The organism is Mesorhizobium sp. M2E.F.Ca.ET.209.01.1.1 (assembly GCF_004010375.2).
Lineage (GTDB): Bacteria > Pseudomonadota > Alphaproteobacteria > Rhizobiales > Rhizobiaceae > Mesorhizobium.
Window position 1 is genome coordinate 76577 of record NZ_SADP02000007.1, and the last position, 21395, is coordinate 97971.

20 protein-coding genes are annotated in these 21395 nt (G+C 64.7%); 10 read left to right on the top strand and 10 right to left on the bottom strand.

All coding sequences use genetic code 11. The features are described 5' to 3' along the window. Positions 1-2 precede the first annotated feature (2 nt). The 5 genes from cyoC to EN852_RS15150 are packed head-to-tail and all read left to right on the top strand — an operon-like array spanning position 3 to position 3669. Positions 3-629 (top strand): cytochrome o ubiquinol oxidase subunit III, encoded by a 627-nt coding sequence (gene cyoC / locus EN852_RS15130; protein ID WP_189401685.1) that lies wholly within the window; start codon positions 3-5, stop codon positions 627-629. Beyond that, positions 626-1000, top strand: coding sequence for a cytochrome o ubiquinol oxidase subunit IV (gene cyoD / locus EN852_RS15135; protein WP_127876038.1), 375 nt, complete (start codon positions 626-628; stop codon positions 998-1000). The genes cyoC and cyoD overlap by 4 nt, the downstream gene beginning before the upstream one ends. Next, complete coding sequence (locus EN852_RS15140; protein ID WP_127876037.1) at positions 997-1800, top strand: SURF1 family protein; 804 nt, start codon at positions 997-999, stop codon at positions 1798-1800. Before cyoD ends, EN852_RS15140 begins: the two co-directional genes overlap by 4 nt. After that, positions 1797-3146, top strand: coding sequence for an ATP-binding protein (locus EN852_RS15145; RefSeq protein ID WP_127876036.1), 1350 nt, complete (start codon positions 1797-1799; stop codon positions 3144-3146). Before EN852_RS15140 ends, EN852_RS15145 begins: the two co-directional genes overlap by 4 nt. Beyond that, a complete protein-coding gene (locus EN852_RS15150; protein ID WP_189545969.1) occupies positions 3136-3669 on the top strand; it encodes a response regulator transcription factor in 534 nt (177 codons plus the stop codon). The genes EN852_RS15145 and EN852_RS15150 overlap by 11 nt, the downstream gene beginning before the upstream one ends. Positions 3670-3747: 78 nt before the next feature. On the opposite strand, the gene doeB is transcribed toward EN852_RS15150, so the two are convergent. The 10 genes from doeB to EN852_RS15200 form a co-directional block, all read right to left on the bottom strand. Further along, positions 3748-4752 carry a N(2)-acetyl-L-2,4-diaminobutanoate deacetylase DoeB gene (gene doeB / locus EN852_RS15155; protein WP_127876034.1) on the bottom strand — a complete coding sequence of 335 codons (1005 nt, stop codon included), beginning with the start codon at positions 4750-4752 and terminating at the stop codon, positions 3748-3750. A 3-nt stretch (positions 4753-4755) separates the two neighbouring features. Continuing rightward, positions 4756-5934, bottom strand: coding sequence for an ectoine hydrolase DoeA (doeA, locus tag EN852_RS15160; protein ID WP_127876033.1), 1179 nt, complete (start codon positions 5932-5934; stop codon positions 4756-4758). A gap of 36 nt (positions 5935-5970) precedes the next feature. Further along, entirely contained in the window at positions 5971-6963 is a 993-nt protein-coding gene (locus tag EN852_RS15165) for a cyclodeaminase (protein WP_127876032.1), read from the bottom strand. Next, the gene (gene eutB, locus EN852_RS15170) at positions 6960-7946 is read right to left on the bottom strand and encodes a hydroxyectoine utilization dehydratase EutB (protein WP_189545971.1); all 987 of its coding nucleotides are present in this window, start codon (positions 7944-7946) and stop codon (positions 6960-6962) included. The genes EN852_RS15165 and eutB overlap by 4 nt, the downstream gene beginning before the upstream one ends. 5 nt (positions 7947-7951) lie before the next feature. Then, on the bottom strand, positions 7952-8728 hold the full coding sequence (eutA, locus tag EN852_RS15175; RefSeq protein ID WP_127876112.1) for an ectoine utilization protein EutA: 777 nt from the start codon (positions 8726-8728) through the stop codon (positions 7952-7954). Positions 8729-8733: 5 nt separating this feature from the next. After that, positions 8734-9393: an ectoine/hydroxyectoine ABC transporter permease subunit EhuD gene (ehuD, locus tag EN852_RS15180; protein WP_127876031.1), complete on the bottom strand. Its 660-nt coding sequence runs from the start codon at positions 9391-9393 to the stop codon at positions 8734-8736. Continuing rightward, entirely contained in the window at positions 9393-10052 is a 660-nt protein-coding gene (gene ehuC, locus EN852_RS15185; RefSeq protein WP_127876030.1) for an ectoine/hydroxyectoine ABC transporter permease subunit EhuC, read from the bottom strand. The genes ehuD and ehuC overlap by 1 nt, the downstream gene beginning before the upstream one ends. A 192-nt stretch (positions 10053-10244) precedes the next feature. Further along, entirely contained in the window at positions 10245-11096 is an 852-nt protein-coding gene (gene ehuB, locus EN852_RS15190) for an ectoine/hydroxyectoine ABC transporter substrate-binding protein EhuB (protein ID WP_127876029.1), read from the bottom strand. Between the two features lie 114 nt (positions 11097-11210). After that, entirely contained in the window at positions 11211-11996 is a 786-nt protein-coding gene (gene ehuA / locus EN852_RS15195) for an ectoine/hydroxyectoine ABC transporter ATP-binding protein EhuA (protein ID WP_127876028.1), read from the bottom strand. 136 nt (positions 11997-12132) lie between these two features. Continuing rightward, positions 12133-13518 (bottom strand): PLP-dependent aminotransferase family protein, encoded by a 1386-nt coding sequence (locus EN852_RS15200; RefSeq protein ID WP_127876027.1) that lies wholly within the window; start codon positions 13516-13518, stop codon positions 12133-12135. A gap of 83 nt (positions 13519-13601) precedes the next feature. Here EN852_RS15200 and EN852_RS15205 point away from each other — a divergent pair, with 83 nt between their 5' ends. The 5 genes from EN852_RS15205 (at position 13602) to EN852_RS15230 (ending at position 21394) form a co-directional block, all read left to right on the top strand. Next, on the top strand, positions 13602-14093 hold the full coding sequence (locus EN852_RS15205) for an Lrp/AsnC family transcriptional regulator (RefSeq protein ID WP_127868551.1): 492 nt from the start codon (positions 13602-13604) through the stop codon (positions 14091-14093). A gap of 413 nt (positions 14094-14506) precedes the next feature. Next, on the top strand, positions 14507-16000 hold the full coding sequence (locus EN852_RS15210; RefSeq protein ID WP_127876026.1) for an NAD-dependent succinate-semialdehyde dehydrogenase: 1494 nt from the start codon (positions 14507-14509) through the stop codon (positions 15998-16000). Positions 16001-16036: 36 nt separating this feature from the next. After that, a complete protein-coding gene (locus tag EN852_RS15215) occupies positions 16037-17416 on the top strand; it encodes an aspartate aminotransferase family protein (protein WP_127876025.1) in 1380 nt (459 codons plus the stop codon). Between the two features lie 23 nt (positions 17417-17439). Further along, entirely contained in the window at positions 17440-18540 is a 1101-nt protein-coding gene (locus EN852_RS15220) for an alcohol dehydrogenase family protein (RefSeq protein ID WP_127876024.1), read from the top strand. Between the two features lie 415 nt (positions 18541-18955). After that, a complete protein-coding gene (locus EN852_RS15230; protein ID WP_127876022.1) occupies positions 18956-21394 on the top strand; it encodes an ATP-binding protein in 2439 nt (812 codons plus the stop codon). Position 21395 lies beyond the last annotated feature (1 nt).

Below are 21395 nucleotides of genomic sequence, written 5' to 3' on the forward strand. Positions count from 1 at the left end.
GCATGGCATCCACGGCGATCACGGCTGATACCGCAGCGGTCTTCCACCTGGAAGAGGAGCATGCGCACGCCGAGGGCGACAGCACCATGCTCGGCTTCTGGCTCTATCTGATGAGCGACTGCCTGATCTTCGCCATGCTGTTCGCGGCCTTTGGCGTGCTCGGCGGCAATTACGCGGCGGGTCCGGCGCCGAAGGACCTGTTCGATCTCGGCCTGGTGGCGGTCAACACCACCATGCTGCTGCTCTCCTCGATCACCTATGGCTTTGCCATGCTGACCATGGACAAGGGCCGTGTCGGCGCGACGCAAGGCTGGCTCGCGGTAACCATGCTCTTCGGCCTCGCCTTCCTGTCGATCGAGCTCTCCGAATTCGCGCATATGATCCATGAGGGAGCGACGCCGCAGCGCAGCGCCTTCCTGTCGTCCTTCTTTACCCTGGTCGGCACGCACGGCCTGCATGTCACCTTCGGCATCGTCTGGATGGTGACGCTGATGGTGCAGGTCGCGCGACACGGCCTCATCGAGGCCAATCGCCGCCGGCTGATGTGCCTTTCGATGTTCTGGCACTTCCTCGACGTCGTCTGGATCGGCGTCTTCACCTTCGTCTATCTGATGGGGACGTTGCGATGAGCGCTCATGATCATGCCGGTCACGACCACGCGCATGGCAGCGCCGCGCATGGGTCGCTGAAGGGCTACCTGATCGGTTTCTTCCTGTCGGTGATCCTCACCGCCATCCCGTTCTGGATGGTCTCGACCGGCGCCATCGACAACAAGCAGGCGACAGCCATCATCATCATGGCCTTCGCGGTGGTGCAGATCGTGGTGCACATGATCTTCTTCCTGCATATGAACCCCGCCTCGGAAGGCGGATGGTCGATGCTGGCGCTCATCTTCACGGTGATCCTCGTCGTTATCGTGCTCAGCGGCTCGCTCTGGGTGATGTACCACCTCAACGCCAACATGATGCCCGGGCTCCACGAGATGCAGCAGATGCCATGAGCCATGTATCGGGCGCCGGGAGGACAAGGGCGGACGATATCGCCGGCCGTGCCGGCTCCTTCGTCGCATCGCCGCAGCGTGTCGGCTTGGCGTCGCGATGGTTCCTGCTGCTGCTCGGGTTTCTCGGTGTCCTGGTGTTTGTCGGGCTCGGCATCTGGCAGCTGGAAAGACGGGTCTGGAAGCTCGATCTGATCGCCCGCGTCGACCAGCGCATCGATGCTCCGGTCGTCGATGCGCCCGGACCCGCAACATGGGCTGATATCGACGCGGCCGGCTATGAATATCGCCACGTACGTCTCACCGGCAGTTTTTCCGGCGGCGCCAACACGCTGGTACAGGCGGTGACCGAGCTTGGTGGCGGCTATTGGGTGCTGACGCCGATGCGCGACGATCGCGGCTTCACGATCCTCGTCAACCGCGGCTTCGTTCCGCAGGAGCGCAAGGCCGAATTTCAACAAGAGAGCGGCCCGCGGTCGCCTGCGGCGGTTGACGGGCTGCTGCGCATCAGCGAGCCCGGCGGCGGTTTCTTGCGCAGCAACGATCCGGCTGCCAACCGCTGGTATTCGCGCGATGTCGCGGCAATCGCCAAAGCCCGCGGCCTGACGGATGTCGCGCCCTATTTCATCGATGCCGGGACGTCCGGCGCGGATGCCTGGCCGCGCGGCGGCCTGACTGTCGTCACCTTCCGCAACAGCCATCTGGCCTATGCTTTGACCTGGTTTGCCCTGGCATCGATGCTGGCGATCGCCACGGCCAGGCCGATCTTCGCCGGGCGTCGGAAGCGGGACGCGGCAAGATGAACATCTCGATCGCGCGGCTTCATCAGGGGAAGCCGTTCCCAGCGGCTCCTCTTGCCGGCCAGGGCGCCGTCTCGAACGCCGATGTGACGAACAGGAAGAACCTGCTGCTCCTCATTCACTTGCGCTGGCTGGCGGTGGCCGGGCAGGTGCTGACCATCCTGGTGGCGCAATACTGGTTCGCCATCCCGCTGCCGCTCACCGAGATGGCCGGCGTGGTGTTGTTCCTCGTCGGGTTGAACATCTTCAGCCTGCTGGCGCTGCGCGGCAATCGCCGCATTAGCAACGCGCAGCTCTTCGTCGCGCTGATCTTCGACATGGCGGCGCTGACGACGCAGCTTTACCTGAGCGGCGGCGCCTCGAACCCGTTCGTGTCGCTCTATCTGCTGCAGATCACGCTCGGCGCCGCGCTGCTGGCGCCATGGTCGACCTGGATCCTGGTCGTGGCGGCCTCCGCCTGTTTCGTCTTCCTCATCTTCGTCTTCCAGCCGATCGCTCTTCCGCATCACGGCGGCAGCGACCTCCTGGCACTGCATCTGCGCGGCATGTTCATCTGCTTCGTGCTGGCGGCCGGCCTGATCGTGATCTTCATGACGCGCATCAACCGAAATTTGCGCGAACGCGATGCCTATCTCGCCGACCTGCGCCAGCGTTCGGCCGAGGAAGACCACATCGTGCGCATGGGCCTGCTCGCCTCCGGCGCCGCGCATGAACTGGGCACGCCGCTCTCGACCATATCGGTCATCCTGTCCGACTGGCGCCAGATGCAGGGCGTCAAGCGCAACCGCGAGCTTTCCGAGGACGTTGCCGAGATGCAGGCACAGATCGAGCGCTGCAAAGGCATCGTCACCGGCATCCTCATGTCCTCCGGCCAGGCGCGCGGCGAGGGCACGATCCGCACCACGATCCGCCGGTTCCTCGACGAACTTGTCCAGGAATGGCGTGTCAGCCGCCAGCCTTCCGGACTGGACTTCAGCAACGGTTTCGGGCCGGACGAGCCGATCGTATCCGACACGGCGCTGCGGCAAGTAATCTTCAACGTGCTCGACAATGCGCTGGAAGCATCGCACGATTGGGTCGGCATCACCGCCGGGCGGCAGGATGAGAAGCTGGTGTTCACCGTCAAGGATCGCGGACCGGGGTTCGACAAGCATATTCTGGCCGGGCTCGGCCAGCCCTATATGTCGAGCAAGGGACGTCCAGGCGGTGGCCTGGGTCTCTTCCTGGTGTTCAATGTTGTGCGCAAGCTCGGCGGCGACGTTTGGGCGCGCAATACGGACGAGGGCGCCTGCGTTACCCTTTCGCTGCCATTGGCGGCGCTGACCGATGGAGGCGATCGTGAAGCCTGATCGATCCCTGTTCGTCGTCGAGGACGACGCGACGTTCGCGCGCACGCTCAAACGCTCGTTTGAGAAGCGCGACTACCACGTCGTGGTCTGCCACGACCGCGACGCGCTGCTGGCCGCGCTTGAAAAAGCCGTTCCGGCCTACGCCGTCGTCGATCTCAAGCTCGGAGCGGGATCGGGGCTCGAATGCGTCAAGTTGCTCAGCGCCCGCGATCCGTCGATGCGGATCGTCGTGCTGACGGGTTTTGCCAGCATCGCCACGGCGGTCGAGGCGATCAAGCTCGGCGCGTGTCATTATCTGGCCAAGCCCGCCAACACCGACGACATCGAAGCCGCCTTCGGCCGCGACGAGGGCGATGAGTCTGTGCCGCTCACCAGCCGCCCCACCTCGATCAAGAACCTCGAATGGGAGCGCATCCACGAGACGCTGGTCGAGACCGGCTTCAACATCTCCGAAACCGCGCGCCGGCTCGGCCTGCACCGGCGCACCCTTGCCCGCAAGCTCGAGAAGCGCGTGGTGCAGTAGAGCAATTCCAGGAAAAGTGCGTAGCGGTTTTCCGTCCGGAATTGCGTAAAAACAGAGACTCCAGGCGGGCCGCCAAGATTATCCCTGAACGGCCACGGCCAGGACCGAGACGCAGTCGCCGGCCTTGACCAGGCCGGGGAAGTGACGCGCGGCGAGCAGTCCCGACATCCTGGCCCTGATCTCCTGCGGCGCCTGGCCGGTGCGGCCGAGCGGATGGATGCGCGCGACCACCTCGCCGTCCTCCACCGGTTCGCCGAGATCGACCATGGTCTCGATCATGCCGTCATCCTCGGCGAAGGCGAAGCAATCGCCCGACGGCATGTCGAGCCACTGGGTTTTGCTCTTCTCGACCGCACCAGACACAATGCCGGCATGGCGAAGCACGTTGAGGAGACCGCGCCGGGCAATCCGCACGGTCTCTGCGCGAGAGGTTCCGCCGCCGCCGAGCTCGGTGGTGACGAAGACCTTGCCCATCTCCTCGGCCGCCGTGTCATACATGCCGACCGCGTCGATCTCGGTCATGCGCATCGAGAACGGCGCCGAGAAAGCCTCGACCGCGGCGAAGGCCTTTTTCTCCTGCTCCTTGTCGGGCAGCGTGTGCGCGGCGCAGAACGGCACGAAGTCCAGCGTTTTGCCACCCGAGTGGAAGTCGAAGACGAGGTCCGCGCGCGGCAGCAATTCGCGCTGGAAATAGTCGGCGATCTTCTCCGTCACCGTGCCGTCGGGGCGGCCGGGGAAGGAGCGGTTCATGTTGCCCTTGTCGATCGGCGAGGTGCGCGTGCCGGCCCGGAATGCTGGATAGTTCATTGCCGGCACGATGATGACCGTGCCTGAGACATTTTTCGGATCGAGCGTGCGGGCGAGCTCGTAAAGCGCCAGCGGCCCTTCATACTCGTCGCCGTGATTGCCGCCGGTGAGCAGCGCCGTCGGGCCGTCGCCGTTGCGTACGACGCAGACCGGGATCATCACCGATCCCCAGGCGGAATCATCACGGCTGTAGGGTAGGCGCAGGAAGCCGTGCTGGACGCCGTCGCGCTCGAAGTCGACGGTCGGCGCGATCGGCGATGGACGCAGAGCGGACATCGTTCAGTCCTTCACGAAGAGCTTGCGCGGCACATTGGCCAGGCATTCGACGCCGGTGTCGGTGATGTGTATCGACTCCGTAATCTCCAGCCCCATCGTCTCCAGCCATAGGCCGGTCATGAAATGGAAGGTCATGCCGGGCCTGAGCTCGGTGCGGTCGCCGGGGCGCAAGCTCATCGTGCGCTCGCCCCAGTCCGGCGGATAGGAGATGCCGATCGGATAGCCGGTGCGGTTGTCCTTGACGATGCCGTATTTCTTCAGGACGGCGAAGAACGCGTTGGCGATGTCCTCGCAGGTGTTGCCGGGCTTGGCGGCGGCCAGGCCTGCCTCCATGCCTTCCAGCGTCGCCTTCTCGGCGTCGAGGAAGGCCTGCGTCGGTTTGCCGAGGAAGACGGTGCGCGACAGCGGACAATGGTAACGGTTGTAGCAGCCGGCGATTTCGAAGAACGTGCCCTCGTTCGCCTTCATCGGCTTGTCGTCCCAGGTGAGATGCGGCGCCGAGGCATCCGCCCCCGAAGGCAGCAGCGGCACGATCGCCGGATAGTCGCCGCCTATGCCCGCGACGCCGCGCGTGCCGGCATCGTAGATCTCGGCGACCAGATCGCATTTGCGCATGCCGACTTCTATTCTGTCGACGATGCGCTGGTGCATGGCCTCGACGATGCGAGCAGCGTTGCGCATATATTCGATCTCGGTCGGGCTCTTCACCGCGCGCTGCCAGTTCACCAGCGCGGTGGCGTCGACGAAGCGGGCATTGGGCAAATGCTTCTGAAGTGCTGCGAAGGCAGCGGCCGAGAACCAGTAATTGTCCATCTCGACGCCGATGGTGAGCTTGTCCCAGCCGCGCTCGGCAAGCACCCTGGCGAGATAGTCCATCGGGTGGCGCTCGGTCGACTGCACATAGTGGTCGGCGTAGCCGATGATGTTGTCATGCGCGAGATAGGCGGTGCGCTTGGCGCCGTTGGCGTCCTGGCCGCGACCGTACCAGACCGGCTCGCCCGTAGGCGGCACGATGACCGCCTGATGCACATAGAAGGACCAGCCGTCATACCCCGTCAGCCAGGCCATGTTGGAGGGATCGCTGACGATCAAAAGATCGACCCCTTTGGCCTCCATGGCTTTGCGCGTCTTGGCGAGGCGATCGGCAAATTCGCTCCGCGAGAATTTCAAATTTGGCTGCATTTTGTTGTCCTCGTTTGTTGGGCCTCGCGGCCAGCATCAGCTTTCGAAATTGTGTCCAGCGTTCGCCACCCGCGCACGGTCGCGCGCCAGCGTGGCGATCGCGGTGTCCTGCACGCCGGTGCCGGTGAGGTCGGCGATGGTGATGTCGCTCGCCGAGCGTCGTCCGTGTTTCTTGCCGGCGATGATCTGGCCGAGCTCAGTGACCTCGGCGTCGGCGGCAAAGACAGCGGCCTCGATGGCGTGGTGGAGCTCGCCCAGGCGCCGCGTCTGCTTGGCGCTGTCGGCGACATAGAGATCGGCCATGCGCAGGATCGCCGGCGCGATCTCGTTCTTATGCTCGGCATCGGAGCCCATCGCGGTGATGTGCTGTCCGGCGGAAACGAAGCCGGGCTTGATCAGCGGTTCGGTCGACGGCGTCGTGGTGACGATGATGTCGGCGCCGGCTGCCGCGTTCGGCGCATCCGGCTCGGCGCGCACCAGAATGCCGAGCTTATCGCGCAAGCGGGCGGCGGTTGCCTCCGCCTTCACGGCGTCGCGCGCCCAGATGCGGGCTTCCTCGATCGGCCGCACGAGGCGTAGCGCTTCCAATTGCAGACCTGCCTGCAGACCGGCGCCGAAGATCGCCGCGACCTTGGAGTCTTCGCGCGACAGATGTCTGGCCGCGACCGCGCCGGCAGCGGCCGTGCGGATATCGGTCAGATAGCCATTGTCGAGCAGCAGCGCCTCGACCACGCCGGTCTTGGCCGAAAGCAGCACCATCATGCCGCCGCCGCTCGGCAGGCCGAGCTTCGGATTGTCGAAGAAGCCGGAGCTTATCTTGACGGCGAAGCCGTCTATTCCGGGGACGTAGGCCGACTTCACATCGACCTCGCCGCGATGCTCGGGAATGTCGAGCCTCAAGATTGGCGGCATCGCCACCGGCAGCGTGGCCAGGGCGCGAAAAGCGTTCTCGACGCAGGCGACGGCGTCCAGGTCGAGCGTCACGATCTTGCGCAGCTCGGCTTCTGTGAGAATTGTCATCCGGCTCATGCGGCACGCTCCCTTCCGGAGGATTCGCCGCAGACGATGCGGCGGTGCAGACTCATGTCGATGTTGCGGCCGGAGAGGATGAGCACAGTCGGGCCGCTCACTTTGACCTTGCCGGCAAGCAGCGCGCCGATGCCGATGGCGCCCGCGCCCTCGACGATCTCGCGCTCCTGCTCATAGGCATGACGGATGCCGACCGCGATCTCTTCTTCGGAAAGCAGGAGCACATCGTCGAGCAGGTCGCGGCACATGGCGAAGGTCAGCCGGTTGTCGAGGCCGATGCCGCCTCCAAGCGAGTCCGCCAGCGTTGGCAGTTCCTCGACCTGCACCGGACGGCCGGCATCGAGACTGGCTTTCATCGCCGCGCCGCGCGCCATCGAGACGCCGATGACGTTGGTGTCCGGGCTAACACCCTTGACGGCCGCCGCGACGCCCGCCGCCAGCCCGCCGCCGGAGAGCGGCACCAGCACGCTTGCCGCGTCCGGAACCTGCTCCATGATTTCCAGCCCAAGCGTGCCTTGCCCGGCGATGATATCGGGATGGTCGAAGGGCGGCAGCATGACCAGCCCTTCCTCCGCCACCAGCCTGTCTACTTCCTGCTGGGCGTCGTCCTGGCTGTTGCCGACGATGCGCACATCCGCGCCGAGGCGGCGGATCGCATCGAGCTTGTTCTCGGGCACCAGCTTCGACATGCAGATCACCGCGCGGATGCCTTCGAGCTTGGCCGCGTGCGCCAGCGCGCGGCCGTGATTGCCGGTCGAGGCGGCAACGACCCCGCGCGATTTTTCTTCCGGACTCAGGGCGGCGATGGCATTGGAGGCGCCGCGCAGCTTGAACGCGCCGGTGGTCTGGTGGTGCTCCAGCTTGAGGTGAACAGGGTGGCCCGCGCGCTCCGACAGGCTTTGCGACAGCACGCAAGGTGTCCGCTCGACCTTGCCGGCAATGCGTTCGCGCGCGGCGCGAATATGCTGAAGCGTAACAAGCATTTCGATCACGCGGCCAGCGGCTTGGTCCACAAGCGGCCGAACTCCGGTCGTGGCGTCTCGTCGCCGCAAAGCCGCAGGCAGTTCCAGGCGCTGGCCTGGTTGCTGGTGACGACCGGACGTCCGATCGCCTCTTCCATGCTGGGGACGGCGAGGGCGGCACGCAGCGCGGTGCAGGAGACGAACAGCGCATCGGCCTGCGGATGCGTCACCTTGCGCGCCATCTCAACGAGGGACGCCGGCTTGATGCGCGCCATCTCGCGGTCATCCTCGAAGCCGAGGCAGGTGAAGCTCTGGATGTCGAAGCCGTGCGCCGCGAAATACGCGGCCATCGGCCGGCTGGTCTCGACGGTGTAGGGGGTGAGAATGCTGATGCGCTTCACCCCGAAAGCGTTGAGCCCGCGCATGCCGGCCATCGGCGGGGTGACTACCGGGACACCGGGCTTGCCCGCCTGGATCGCCTGCTCGATCTCGGCATCGCCGATCACCACCGAAGCAGACGTGCAGGAATAGCAGATCGCATCGAGCGTCTCGTCCGGCAGGATCAGCGCCGCGCCCGCCGAAAGCGACGGCTGCATCTTGCGCAAATTCTCCGGCGTCGTCGGATTGGCGTAGGGGATGCGCGCGACATAGACGCCGATGCGCTCGCTCGCCACCATACGGCGGAAGTCGACCTCACTGGTGTGGTCGGTGGCTAAAGCGATCAGCCCGACGCGCTTTTCCAGCGGAAGCGCGTCCAGCACGGGGCGCGCCGTTTCGAGGCGGATCTCGGGCAGTGCTTTCATGACTTTCATCTTTCGATCCTGCCGTAGCGATGCTCCAGCCAGCGCAAGAGCACGACGGAGCAGAGGCTGATGACGAGGAAAAAGACGCCGACCAGCGTCATCGGCTCGATATAGCGGTAGTAGGTGTTGGCGACGCTCTTGGCCTGATTCATCAGCTCAAGCACCGTGATCGCCGAGAGCAGCGGCGTCTCCTTGAACATGGCGATGAAATAGTTGGCCAAGGCCGGGATCATCGGCGGGATCGCCTGCGGCAGGATGATATGCGTCCAGGTGTGGCGGCCGTTGAGATTGCAGGCCTTGGCCGCCTCCCACTGGCCGCGCGGCACATTGTCGATGCCGGCGCGATAGACTTCCGCCGTGTAGGTGCCGTAGTGCAGGCCAAGGCCGATGACGCCCGCCACCAGCGGCGGCAGCAGGATGCCGATATCGGGCAACACGTAGAAGATGAAGTAGAGCTGCACCAGCAGCGGCGTGCCGCGGATGAACTCGGCGAACCAGCCGATGCCGCGCGCGACGAGCCGGTTCTCCGAGCGCCGCGCCAGCGCAATCCCCAGCCCCACGATCGCGGCCAGGATCGAGCCAAGAATGGTCGCCAGGATGGTGATCTTCACGCCCTGGATCAGGGTCGGCATGATCTCCCAGACGAAGTTCCAATCCCAGTCCATCAGACGCGCACTCCATCCAAGCCGCGCGCCATGCGGCGCTCCAGCGTCCGCACACCCCAGGAGATAATCAGCGCCAGCGCAAAATAGATGATGAGCACGGACAGGAACGGCATCAGCGTGCTGCCGGTTTGCGAACGCACCACTTGCGCCTGGAAGGTGAGATCGGCGAGCGAGATCAGCGACACGACCGACGTCGCCTTGAGGAGCTCGATGGCGTTGTTGCCGAAGGTCGGCAGCATGACCAGCAGCGCCTGCGGCAAGATCACATGGCGCATGCCCTGCCAGCGGCCGAGATTGAGGGCCGTGCAGGCTTCATATTGCTCGCGGCCGACCGACAGGATGGCGCCGCGCACCACTTCCGCCGCATAGGCGCCGACATTCAAGCCCAGCGCCAGCACGCCGGCCTGCAGCGGCGTCAGCGACAGGCCGGCGAAAGGCAGCACGAAATAGGCCCAGAACAGCTGCACGAAGATCGAGGTGCCGCGGAAGAACTCGATATAGATCGTAGCGAGCGCCCGGAAAATGAAGAAGCGGGACACGCGCCCCATGCCGGCAAGGAAGGCCATGATCAGCGCCAGCACCGACCCCATCAGCGTCAGCTCGATGGTGACAAGCGCTCCCTGCAATATGAGGCCGAGATAGCCGGACCACTGGGTCATTGGAGTGTAAATTTCCTATTGTTTGCGGTTGCGCGGAGCAGCCGCGACAAGTCCCTTCTCCCCGTTGAACGGGGAGAAGATGCCGGCAGGCAGATGAGGGGCAGAGCCAGCCTGTCAGAACTCGGCGCCGCCCCTCATCCGTCACTTCGTGACACCTTCTCCCCGTAGAACGGGGAGAAGGAAAAAAGCCTACTACTTCGCCGCGCAGAGCTTCTCGCGCGTCGTCGACATCGCCGCCTTGGCGGAGAAGCCGTAGGGCTCGATGATTTTGGCGAACTCGCCGGACTTCTTCATCTTGGCGAGCTCGACATCATAGGCATCGCGTAGCGCCTCGTCGCCCTTCTTGAAGGCGGCGCCGTCGCAATAAACCGGGGCGCCCTGCACCGGTGCGATCACTTCGAGGTTCGGATCATTGGCCTTCTTCATCAGGTCGTTGATCGACAGAACGGGGAGCGAATAGGCGTCGATGCGGCCGTCCTGCACCATCTTCAGGCCGCTCTGGCCGTCCGGCACGACGATGACGCGGTCGCGCGGCACGCCGGCGTTAAGCGCCAGCTTTTCCTCGGTGCCGCCGCCGGGCGCGCCGACGGTGGCGGAGCTGTCCTTGGCGATATCCTCATAGCTCTTGAAGCCCTTCGGATTGCCCTTCTTCACCAGCATCGCTTCGGCATCGCACAGCACCGGCTCGGAATAGGCGACCGCCGCGCAGCGCTCCGGCTTCATGAACAGGCCGGCGGTGACGACGTCGAAGCGTCCGGCCTGCAGGCCGGGGATCATGGCGCCGTATTCGGAGATGGAAGCGACGATGTCGTTGACGCCGAGACGCTTGAAGATCTCGCGCGCCACGTCCGGCGCCGCGCCCGACACCTTGCCGTCGGCGGCCACTGCCGTATAGGGCGGCTCGTTGGCGATGGCGACGCGGGCGAAGCCCTGCTGCTTGAGCTGCTCCAGCTTTGCATCGTCGGCCGAACGCGCGCCGGAGGCGAGCAGCATCGTGCTCACTGCGAGGCCGGCGACGCCAGCCAGAATGCCAAGTTTCTTCATCGTTCCCAACTCCTTGTTTCTGTTATTGGTTTGCTCGGTTCGGGACGGCCTTTGGCCGCCCGTGGACGGCTTGCGCCGCCCGTTGAGGACGACAAAGTCGCCTCTGCATAGCGGTCAGACGCGATGTCCGGCCGCGATGATCTTCTTCAGGAAGCTCTGCGTTCTTTCCTGTTTGGGATGGCGGAAAATCTCATCGGGCTTGCCTTCCTCGACGATCCGGCCGCGGTCGAAGAACAGCACGCGGTCGGCTAAGTCGTGGGCGAAGCCCATCTCATGGGTGACAAGAAGCATCGTCATGTCGGTCTCGGCGGCGAGCTTGCGCATGACGTTGAGCACTTCCTCGACGAGCTCCGGATCGAGCGCCGAGGTCACTTCGTCGAACAGCATGATCTTGGGCGACAGCGCCAAGGCGCGCGCAATCGCCACGCGCTGCTTCTGTCCGCCGGAGAGCTGCGCGGGCATCGCTTTCGCCTTGTCGGCAAGGCCCACCATGTCGAGCAGTTCCATCGCCCGTTTCTCGGCGGCGGCGCGCGCGACGCCCTTGGTCAGCATCGGCGCCAGCGTCACATTGTCCATGACGCATTTGTGCGGGAAGAGATTGAAGAGCTGGAAGACCATGCCGATCTTCTGGCGCATCCTGGCCAGGTGCCGCTCGTCGGCCGGCAGCAACTGGCCGTGGCGCTCCATGTGGTAGAGCTGCTCGCCATCGACCTGGATATGGCCGCCGTCGATCTTCTCCAGCGTCATCAGGATGCGCAGGATCGTCGTCTTGCCTGAGCCTGACGGGCCGATCAGCGCCAGCTTCTCGCCGGGCATCACCTGCATCGACAATCCGTCCAGCACCTTGAAGGTGCCGAAGCTCTTCGAAATCGCATCGACCTTGATGATGGGCGCGGGCAATCCATTTCCCCGTTCTGGAGAAGCCTATGCCCTTAACGATGCGAAACGCGTCAAATCATGTCAATTAGGAAAATAATATCATGACAATATTTCCGGCGCGGCACAATTTCAGGGCAATTTGCGTTCGGCTTGTGCATCAGATCGCGAGCAGGAGATGCTCCGGATCGCCGAGCAGCAGCTTGGCGACAACGCTTAAGCCCGCCCGCAGTTCCCCCTCGGTGGTCGATCCGAGCGAGATGCGCACGGCCGGGTGCCACGGCGTGTCGGCGATGCGGAACGAGGTGCCCGGCGCGATCGCCACGCCGCGCAGGCGCGCCTGTGAAACAAAACTCTCCTCTGAGCGGTCGCCCGGCAGCTCCAGCCACAGATGCAGCCCGTCGCGGTGCACGCGATAGTCAACGCCCGCCAGGACTTCCGCGGCGATCTCCTGGCGCCGCCTCAACGCCTGGCGTTGCCAGTTGACCAGCTCAGTCGCCGTCCCGTCATTCACCCAGCGCGTGGCGATCTCCGCCACCATCGGCGTCGCCATCCAGTTCGAGACGAGGTGGCGGTTGGCGACGGCGGCCACATAGCGGTCCGGCACCGCCAGATAACCGATGCGCAGGCCGGGCACGGTGATCTTGGTGAAGGAGGTGACGTAAAGCGTGCGCTCGGGCGCGAAGGCGGCAACCGCCGGCGGCCGGCCTTCGACCAGCGGCCCGAGCACGTCGTTCTCGATGATGGCGATGTCGTGCTTGCGGGCAACGGCGGCGATCTGCTCGCGGCGTGTGGCGTCCATCAAGGTCGCTGTCGGGTTGATCACCGACGGCTGCACGAAGACGGCGCGGATGTCCGAGAGGCGGCAGGCCTCGTCGAGCGCGTCAGGAATCAGCCCGTTGCCGTCGATCGGCAGGCCTTCGAGGTTGAAGCCGAGATAGCGGGCCAACGGCACCAGCGTGTGGTGGCCGATCGCCTCGGTGGCGACCGTCGAGCCGGGCGGCGCCACGCTCATCAGCGCCACTGTCATGCCGGCGGTGGCGCCGTTGGTGAGGTTGATGTTCTGCGGCGATGCTTCCAGCCCGCAAAGCTTCAGCCACTCGACCGCCACCGCGCGGTGCCGCGGGAACACCATGTTCGGCCGGAACGACAGGGCCGAGCTGGACGGCAGGTTCTCGGAGAGCCACCCAAGCGCCTGCTTCAATTTCTCCAGATGCATCGGCTCGCAGACCGGCTTCAAGATGGAGAGGTCGATGACCTCGCCAAGCCGCTCCGGGATGTAGGGCGGCTCCGGTTCCCGGCGCTGCGTCTGCACGAAACTGCCGCGGCCGACCTCGCCGGAGATCAGGCCGCGCCGGATCAATTCCTCATAGGCGCGGCTGACCGTCTGCACCGAAAGCTTCAGCTCGTCGGCCAGCCGGCGATGCGTCGGCAGCCGCGCGCCATTGGCCAGCCGACCGTCATGGATGGCGCGGGCGAACTGGTCGGCCAGCGAGAGATAGGCCGGGCGGCGAATGAGAGCAGGATCTGGCTGCCATAATGTCATGACTTATTAGAGATCGAAATCAGTGCAATTGACAATCGAAATAATGCATCGTCATGGTGTCCTGAACGAAAGGCGGATACCGCATGGCGGCAGCGAAGCTCGACCCGATCGACCTCAGGATTCTCGACGCCATCCAGCGCGACGGGCGCATCACCAAGCTGGCGCTGGCCGAGAAGGTCGGCCTGTCGCCGACGCCCTGCTGGATGCGGCTGCGCAAGCTGGAAAAGGCCGGCATCGTCTCCGGCTATCATGCCGCGATCGCCATGCGGGTCATCGCGCCGGTGGCGACCGTGCTGATGGAGGTGACCCTGGCCAACCACCGCCAGGCTGACTTCGACCGGTTCGAGCGGGTGGTGCGCGACGTTCCAGAGATCGTCGCCTGCTGGTCGGTGGGCGGCGGCGTCGATTACGTGCTGAAGGTCATGGCGCGCGACATCGATGCCTATCAGCGGCTGGTCGACAGCCTGCTCGAACGAGAGATCGGCATCGACCGCTACTTCACCTACATCGTCACCAAGACTGTCAAGGACGAGACCGTGTTGCCGGTGGCCGATCTGCTGCCGGAGCAAGGGTGAGTCGGTCTCACAATCAGCGTGGAGATTAGCCGAAACGTCCGTCGCTTCGTCATCCACGGGCGGAGCAAGGAGCGAAGCGACGCAGCGCAGACCCGAGGATCCATGTCGTGACGTCAAGGCGATGCAACGGTGCAGATTCTGCTCCGCTGCATCCTTCGATCGAGGTCGCGGCATGGATCCTCCGGTCTTCGCGACGGAGCTGCGCTCCTGCTTCGCCTAGGATGACGAAGTTGTGGAGGCTTGGCCAATTTTTACCGTTGGTGGCACCCGCTAGCCGGCAAGTTAGAGAGATCGACCTGCTCTCCCGGACAAACAGAGACAATCTCTCTAAATCGGACCGTCGAAACAGCCTCTTTGTCTCGATCGCGCGACTAGTCTCTCCCTATCGCCTCGGCACCGGGAGAACCCAACTGATGTCCGCGCATTTTGCCCGCACCAACCACCATGAAGCGCTCGACCGCCTCGCCGATCGCCGCCTGCTGCGCGCGCTCGCCTATGTCGACGGCCACTGGACGGCAAGCGAGGCGGCGGCAAGTTTTGAAGTCACCGATCCGGCAACCGGCGCTACCGTCGCCTTTGTGGCGGCACTCGACGCCGCCCAGACGACGAAGGCGATCAACGCAGCATCCCGTGCGTTTCCTGCGTGGCGGGCACTGCTGCCGCAGGAGCGCTCGAAAATTTTGCGAAAATGGTTCGATCTGATCGTCGCCGCCAAGGACGATCTGGCGCTGCTGATGACGCTCGAACAAGGCAAGCCGCTGAAGGAATCGCTTGGCGAGATCGACTACGCCGCCTCCTTCGTCGAATGGTATGCCGAGGAAGCAAAACGCCTCAACGCCGAAAGCGTTACCAGCCATCTGCCGAACGCCGAGATGTCGGTGCGCCGCGAGCCGCTCGGCGTGGTCGGCGTCGTCACACCCTGGAATTTCCCGTCGGCCATGCTCACCCGCAAGGCCGCGGCTGCGCTTGCTGCCGGCTGCACGGTGGTGGCGCATCCGTCCTCCGAAACACCGCTGTCGGCACTGGCGCTGGCCGAGCTTGGCGAGCGCGCTGGGCTGCCGGCCGGCGTCTTCAACGTCATCACCGGCGACGCGCGCACCATTGTTGGCGCCATGTGCGCCGACGCCAGGGTCCGCGCCATGAGCTTCACCGGCTCGACCGAAGTCGGCCGGCTGATCGCCGCGCAGAGCGCGCCGACCATGAAGCGGCTGGTGATGGAGCTCGGCGGCCACGCGCCGCTGATCGTCTTCGACGACGCCGATATCGACAAGGCCGTCACGATCGCACTGGATGCCAAATTCGCCACCTCCGGCCAGGATTGCCTCGCCGCCAACCGCATCTATGTGCAGCGGCCGATCTATGACCGCTTTTGCGCCGCTTTCGCGCGCCGCATCGAGAAGCTTCGCGTTGGCAATGGACTATCCGCGGACGCCGAGATCGGGCCGTTGATGCATGAGCGCGCGGTCAAGAAGGTCGAGGAGCAGGTGGCCGATGCGCTTTCCCATGGCGCGCGCTGCCTGACCGGTGGCAAGCGCCACGCTGCCGGCCCGCTGTTCTACCAGCCGACGCTGCTTGTCGATGTGCCGGACGAAGCGCTGGTCATGCGCGAGGAGACGTTTGGGCCCGTGGCCGCTGTGACGCCGTTCGACGACGAGGCGGGAGTCGTCGCCCGCGCCAACGCCACCGAATATGGCCTCGTCGCCTATGTCGTCACCGACAACGGCGCCCGGCAGGCGCGCATGGGGCGTGCGCTGGACTACGGCATGGTCGCGATCAACCGCGTCAAGATCACCGGCGCGCCGATCCCCTTCGGCGGCGTCAAGCAGTCCGGCATCGGCCGCGAAGGTTCGCGCCACGGCCTCGAAGCCTTTACCGACCTCAAATACCTCTGCCTCGATGTAGCCTAAGCTGCGCAGGCCCTCATTCTCGTCAGGAGTCAAAAAATGCTCGAACAGTCCAATGAACTCTCCGCCTGGGATCGCGACCACTTCTTCCATCCCTCGACGCATATGGGCACGCATGCTCGCGGTGAATCGCCGGCCCGCATCATGGCGGGCGGCGAAGGCGTCACCGTCTGGGACAACACCGGCAAGAAGAGCATCGATGCCTTCGCCGGCCTCTATTGCGTCAATGTCGGCTACGGCCGCCAGAAGATCGCCGACGCCATCGCAAGCCAAGCGAAGAACCTCGCCTACTACCACGCCTATGTTGGTCACGGCACCGAGGCCTCCATCACGCTTGCCAAGATGATCATCGATCGCGCGCCGGAGGGCATGAGCCGAGTCTATTTCGGCCTCTCCGGCTCCGACGCCAATGAGACCAACATCAAGCTGATCTGGTATTACAACAACGTTCTCGGGCGGCCGGAAAAGAAGAAGATCATCTCGCGCTGGCGCGGCTATCACGGCTCAGGCGTGATGACCGGCTCGCTGACCGGGCTGGAGCTGTTCCACAACGCCTTCGACCTGCCGCGCGCGCCTATCCTGCACACCGAGGCGCCCTATTATTTCCGCCGCGCCGACCGCTCGATGAATGAGGAGCAGTTCTCGCAGCATTGCGCCGACAAGCTCGAGGAAATGATCCTCGCCGAAGGCCCGGACACGGTCGCCGCCTTTATCGGCGAGCCGATCCTCGGCACCGGCGGCATCGTGCCGCCGCCGGCTGGCTATTGGGAAAAGATCCAGGCCGTGCTGAAGAAGTATGACGTGCTGCTCGTCGCCGACGAGGTGGTGACCGGCTTCGGCCGTCTCGGCACCATGTTCGGCTCCGACCATTACGGCATCAAGCCGGACCTGATCACCATCGCCAAGGGCCTGACCTCGGCCTATGCGCCGCTCTCCGGCGTCATCGTTTCCGACAAGGTCTGGCAGGTGCTGGTCAAGGGTTCCGACAAGCTTGGCTCGCTCGGCCATGGCTGGACCTATTCGGCGCACCCGATCTGCGTTGCCGCGGGCGTCGCCAATCTAGAACTGATCGACGAGATGGACCTGGTGCGGAACGCAGGCGAAACAGGCGCCTATTTCCGCGCCGAGCTTGCCAGGGCCGTCGGCGGTCACAAGCATGTCGGGGAGGTGCGCGGCGACGGCATGCTGGCCGCGGTCGAGTTCGTCAAGGATCGCGATGATCGCGTCTTCTTCGATCCGGCATTGAAGGTCGGGCCGCAGATCGCCACGGCGCTCGCCGCCAGCGGCGTCATCGGCCGCGCCATGCCGCAGGGCGACATCCTCGGCTTCGCGCCGCCGCTCTGCCTGACGCGCGAGGAGGCCGACACCATCGTCGCCAAGACCGCCGACGCGGTGAACGGCGTTTTTGCCAGCATCTGAAGAAGCGACATCCGAGAAGCGACATGAATGCCACGACCAGAACCGTCCCCGCCACCATGGCCGCCGTGCAGCTTACCGGCCATGGCGGCCTGGAGAAGCTCGTCTACCGCACCGATGTGAAAGTGCCCGCACCTGCCGCCGGCGAGGTGCTGGTCAAGGTCAGCGCCTGCGGCATGAACAACACCGATGTCTGGGTGCGCCAGGGCGCCTATGGCACGGAGGAAAACGCGGCCGCCGTGTCGACCTGGCGCCGGCAAGGCAACACGCTGACCTTCCCGCGCATCCAGGGCACCGACACAGTGGGCACGATCGTCGCCATCGGCGACGGCGTGCCTGCCAGCCGCATCGGCGAGCGCGTGATGGTCGACTTCTCGATCTACAACCGCGACGACGATTCGCTGGCCGACATCGACTATATGGGGCACGGCCGCGACGGCGGTTATGCCGAATACCAGGCGCTGCCGGCCGAGAACGCGCATGTCGTCGACACCGAGTTGAGCGATGTCGAGCTCGCCACCTTCTGCTGCGCCTATCTGACCGGCGAACAGATGCTGGAGCGTGCTGCGCTGAAGCCCGGCGAACGGGTGCTGGTCACCGGCGCCTCCGGGGGCGTCGGCTCCGGCATCGTGCAACTGGCGCGGGCGCGCGGCGCCATCCCCTATGCGGTCGTCGGCAAGGGCAAGGAACAGGCCGTGCTCGACATCGGCGCTGAGAAGGTGATCACGCGCGGCGTGGCCGATCTGCCCGCCGCCGTCAACGAAGCGACCGGCGGCGAGCCCATCGACGTGGTTGCCGATCTGGTCGGCGGCGCCATCTTCAACGACCTGTTGCGCATCCTGCGCCCCGAGGGGCGCTACACCACCGCGGGCGCCATTGCCGGTCCAGTCGTGCAGCTCGATCTCCGCACCATGTATCTGAAGCAGCTGCAGCTCCACGGCTCCAGCCAGGGCACGCGCGCCGACTTCCGCCGCATCGTCCGCTACATCGAGGAAAAGAAGATCAAGCCGCTGGTCGGCGGCGTCTACAAGCTCTCCGATTTCCACCGTGCCCAGACCGACTTCATGGGCAAGGACTTCGTCGGCAAGCTGGTGGTGGTGCCGGATGCGATGTGGAGCGGCGCCTGACCCTGGAAAGAGCGCCCGGCACGGTCAGCCGTCGATCGCGCCGCCCTCGACCCGGCCGAGCCGCCTTCCAGCCGATCGGCATCTCCTGCCGCATCTGCGAGCGGTTGAATTGGGGTCAGCGCGCCGTGCCGCACCCGACATGCGCACCGTCCTGCCATACGCGATAACATAGGCGCCGGACCTGCGCCTGAAGAGAAGGACGGTGATCAACCATCTTGGTCGCGCCGAGGCCCTCCCATGGAGAGCGCGTCGCGCTGAACCGGATTCAGGCGACGCGCTTTAAGTCTTTGTTTTGATGCATGTCGTTGTCCCAGAACCGCAGCACACTTCTGGGCGACATGCATAGGCAGGCGCGCGGCGTTTAGACCTCGGATAGGTTTTGCCGGTATTGGTCTGGAAAAGGAGCCGGAAAGTCATGACCGAAATCTGGCACTCACTCCTAGCCAACCTTGCCCTTGTCTCCATCCTGGTCGTCGCCTGGGACCTTGTGGTGGATTTCACCGGGCGTCTGCCGCGGCGGATACAGTCGCTGCTTCTCGGCCTGGTCATGTGCATGGGCTCTATCATTTCCATGGCGACCGCCCTGTCGATCTCCGGCTTCGTCATTGATCTGCGCGCCGCCTTTATTGGCGCGGCCGCGTTCTTCGGCGGGTGGCCGGCAATGGTCATCGCCACCGCCGGCTCCATCGCCTATCGGCTCTATCTCGGCGGGCAAGGTGCAGCCGCCGGCGTCATGGGCATTCTGATCACCGCTGTCGTCGGCCTGGCCTGGCACCACATCGTCGCGGTCCGCTCGCGCACCATGTTCGATATACTCGGCCTCGGCGTGTCGGTGTCGCTCGCCGGGCTGATCGTGCTCCCGATCATTCCCGCGCAATTCGCCGGGCTCGCGCAGCAGAGCACGCTCCCGTCCCTCGTGTTCCGCTTCGTCGGCACCTTCATCATCGCCGTGCTGCTCGACCGCCAGCAGCGGCGGCGCGATCTCGCCATGTCCAACATGATCTACCGCGCCATGGTCCGCGAGCTGCCGGATTGCCTTAACATAAAGGATGGCGAGGGGCGCTTCATCGCCGCCAATCCCGCCACCGCCGAAATGGTGGGCGCCGCATCGGTCGAGGATCTGATCGGCAAGACGGATTTCGATTTCTATCCCAAGGAGGTGGCCGAGCGCTTCCGGCAGGATGAATTGGGCGCGCTGGAGGCCGGGCAGACATTGCGCATCGACCAGCCCGCGCTTTTCCCGGACAGCAGGCAGGGCTGGCTCTATACGCTGAAGGCGCCTTTCCGCGACGAGACCGGCAAGATCACCGGCGTCATAACCTACAATCGCGACATCACCGAGCAGAAGCGGAACGCCCAGCTCAAGAACGATTTCATCTCCACGGTCAGCCACGAATTGCGCACGCCATTGACTTCCATCCGCGGCTCGCTGGGCCTGATCGCGGCGGGCGTCGCCGGCGAATTGCCGCCCAAGGCCGCCAATCTCGTCAACATCGCCCACAACAATAGCGAAAGGCTTGTCCTTCTCATCAACGATATCCTCGACATCGAGAAGATCGAGTCGGGCGTGATCGCCTTCAAGATCAAGCAGATGCTCGTGCGTCCGGTGCTGGAGCAGGCGATCGCCGCCAGCTCCAACTACATGGCCGAGAACAGGATCCGCATCGTCCTGGTCGACGATGCGCCGCGCGCCGAAGCCAATATCGACCCAGACCGCCTGCACCAGGTGATGGCGAATCTTCTGTCGAATGCGATCAAGTTCTCCGAGCCCGGCGGCACCGTTATGGTGAAGCTTCTGCGCCGCGACGGCGACATGCTGCGCATCTCCGTGATCGATCAGGGGGCGGGCATTCCCGAAGCGTTCCGAGGCCGCATATTCGGCAAGTTCGAACAGGCCGACGCCTCCAGCACCCGCAAGAAGGGAGGCACCGGCCTGGGCCTGAGCATCGTCAAGGCCATCGTCGAGAAGCTGGGTGGCGCCGTTTCCTTCGAGACCGAGGAAGGCAAGGGAACTTCGTTTCATGTCGACCTTGCCGAAGCGCGCAGGCCGGCCGAGAAGCCGGTTTTGGTCGAGCGGCGGGCGCGCAGGCGCGATGGCCGTCTGCGTGTCTTGATTTGCGAGGACGAGGCCGACATCGCCGCGGTGATCGCGGCGCTTCTCGATGCGGAAGGCTTTTCCAGCGACGTCGCCCCCGACATCAACACCGCAAAGGCGCTCCTTGCCTCCCGCGACTACGTGGCACTGACGCTCGACATCAAGCTGGCGGGGGAGTCCGGCATCAAGCTCTTCCACGACATCAGGGCGTCGCCGGTGAATTCCGACATTTCGGTCATCGTCATCTCGGCCGTCGCGGACGAGGCCAGGCGTTCGCTGAACGGCAGCGCCATCGGCATCGTCGACTGGCTGGAGAAGCCGGTGGATCCGAAACGGCTTCACGCCGCTCTCGCCAAGATCGCCGGCCGCCGGGTCGAGCCGAAGCCGCGGATTTTGCATGTCGAGGATGATGAGGGTGTGCTTGCGGTGATGTCGGAGGGGCTGGGGTCCGGTGTCTCGATCACCTCGGCGAGAACGCTCAAGGACGCGCAACAGGCGATCTCGAACCATCGGTTCGATCTGGTCATTCTCGACATCGCGCTGCCAGACGGATCGGGGCTGGACCTGCTTGCCAATCTGCCGCTCGAAACGGGGCTCATCGTTTTCTCGGCGGCGGAGCTCGACCAGAAGCTCGGCGATCGGGTCCAGGCCATCATGACCAAGACCAAAGCGTCGGAGATCGACGTCGCGAAGCTGGTCAGGAACATGTTGGCTTCGGCCCGCGACGGCGCGGGAGCCAGCGCGCGAGCCAAGGAGTGAC

Excerpts from the sequence above, each read along its gene's own strand:
- EN852_RS15200 (WP_127876027.1), bottom strand. The coding sequence starts at position 13,518 with ATGACATTATGGCAGCCAGATCCTGCTCTCATTCGCCGCCCGGCCTAT.
- doeA (WP_127876033.1), bottom strand. The coding sequence starts at position 5,934 with ATGCAGCCAAATTTGAAATTCTCGCGGAGCGAATTTGCCGATCGCCTC.
- doeB (WP_127876034.1), bottom strand. The coding sequence starts at position 4,752 with ATGTCCGCTCTGCGTCCATCGCCGATCGCGCCGACCGTCGACTTCGAG.
- ehuD (WP_127876031.1), bottom strand. The coding sequence starts at position 9,393 with ATGGACTGGGATTGGAACTTCGTCTGGGAGATCATGCCGACCCTGATC.
- EN852_RS15210 (WP_127876026.1), top strand. The coding sequence starts at position 14,507 with ATGTCCGCGCATTTTGCCCGCACCAACCACCATGAAGCGCTCGACCGC.
- eutB (WP_189545971.1), bottom strand. The coding sequence starts at position 7,946 with ATGCTTGTTACGCTTCAGCATATTCGCGCCGCGCGCGAACGCATTGCC.
- cyoC (WP_189401685.1), top strand. The coding sequence starts at position 3 with ATGGCATCCACGGCGATCACGGCTGATACCGCAGCGGTCTTCCACCTG.
- EN852_RS15140 (WP_127876037.1), top strand. The coding sequence starts at position 997 with ATGAGCCATGTATCGGGCGCCGGGAGGACAAGGGCGGACGATATCGCC.
- EN852_RS15205 (WP_127868551.1), top strand. The coding sequence starts at position 13,602 with ATGGCGGCAGCGAAGCTCGACCCGATCGACCTCAGGATTCTCGACGCC.
- eutA (WP_127876112.1), bottom strand. The coding sequence starts at position 8,728 with ATGAAAGCACTGCCCGAGATCCGCCTCGAAACGGCGCGCCCCGTGCTG.
- EN852_RS15165 (WP_127876032.1), bottom strand. The coding sequence starts at position 6,963 with ATGAGCCGGATGACAATTCTCACAGAAGCCGAGCTGCGCAAGATCGTG.
- EN852_RS15230 (WP_127876022.1), top strand. The coding sequence starts at position 18,956 with ATGACCGAAATCTGGCACTCACTCCTAGCCAACCTTGCCCTTGTCTCC.
- EN852_RS15215 (WP_127876025.1), top strand. The coding sequence starts at position 16,037 with ATGCTCGAACAGTCCAATGAACTCTCCGCCTGGGATCGCGACCACTTC.
- ehuC (WP_127876030.1), bottom strand. The coding sequence starts at position 10,052 with ATGACCCAGTGGTCCGGCTATCTCGGCCTCATATTGCAGGGAGCGCTT.
- EN852_RS15220 (WP_127876024.1), top strand. The coding sequence starts at position 17,440 with ATGAATGCCACGACCAGAACCGTCCCCGCCACCATGGCCGCCGTGCAG.
- ehuB (WP_127876029.1), bottom strand. The coding sequence starts at position 11,096 with ATGAAGAAACTTGGCATTCTGGCTGGCGTCGCCGGCCTCGCAGTGAGC.
- cyoD (WP_127876038.1), top strand. The coding sequence starts at position 626 with ATGAGCGCTCATGATCATGCCGGTCACGACCACGCGCATGGCAGCGCC.
- EN852_RS15145 (WP_127876036.1), top strand. The coding sequence starts at position 1,797 with ATGAACATCTCGATCGCGCGGCTTCATCAGGGGAAGCCGTTCCCAGCG.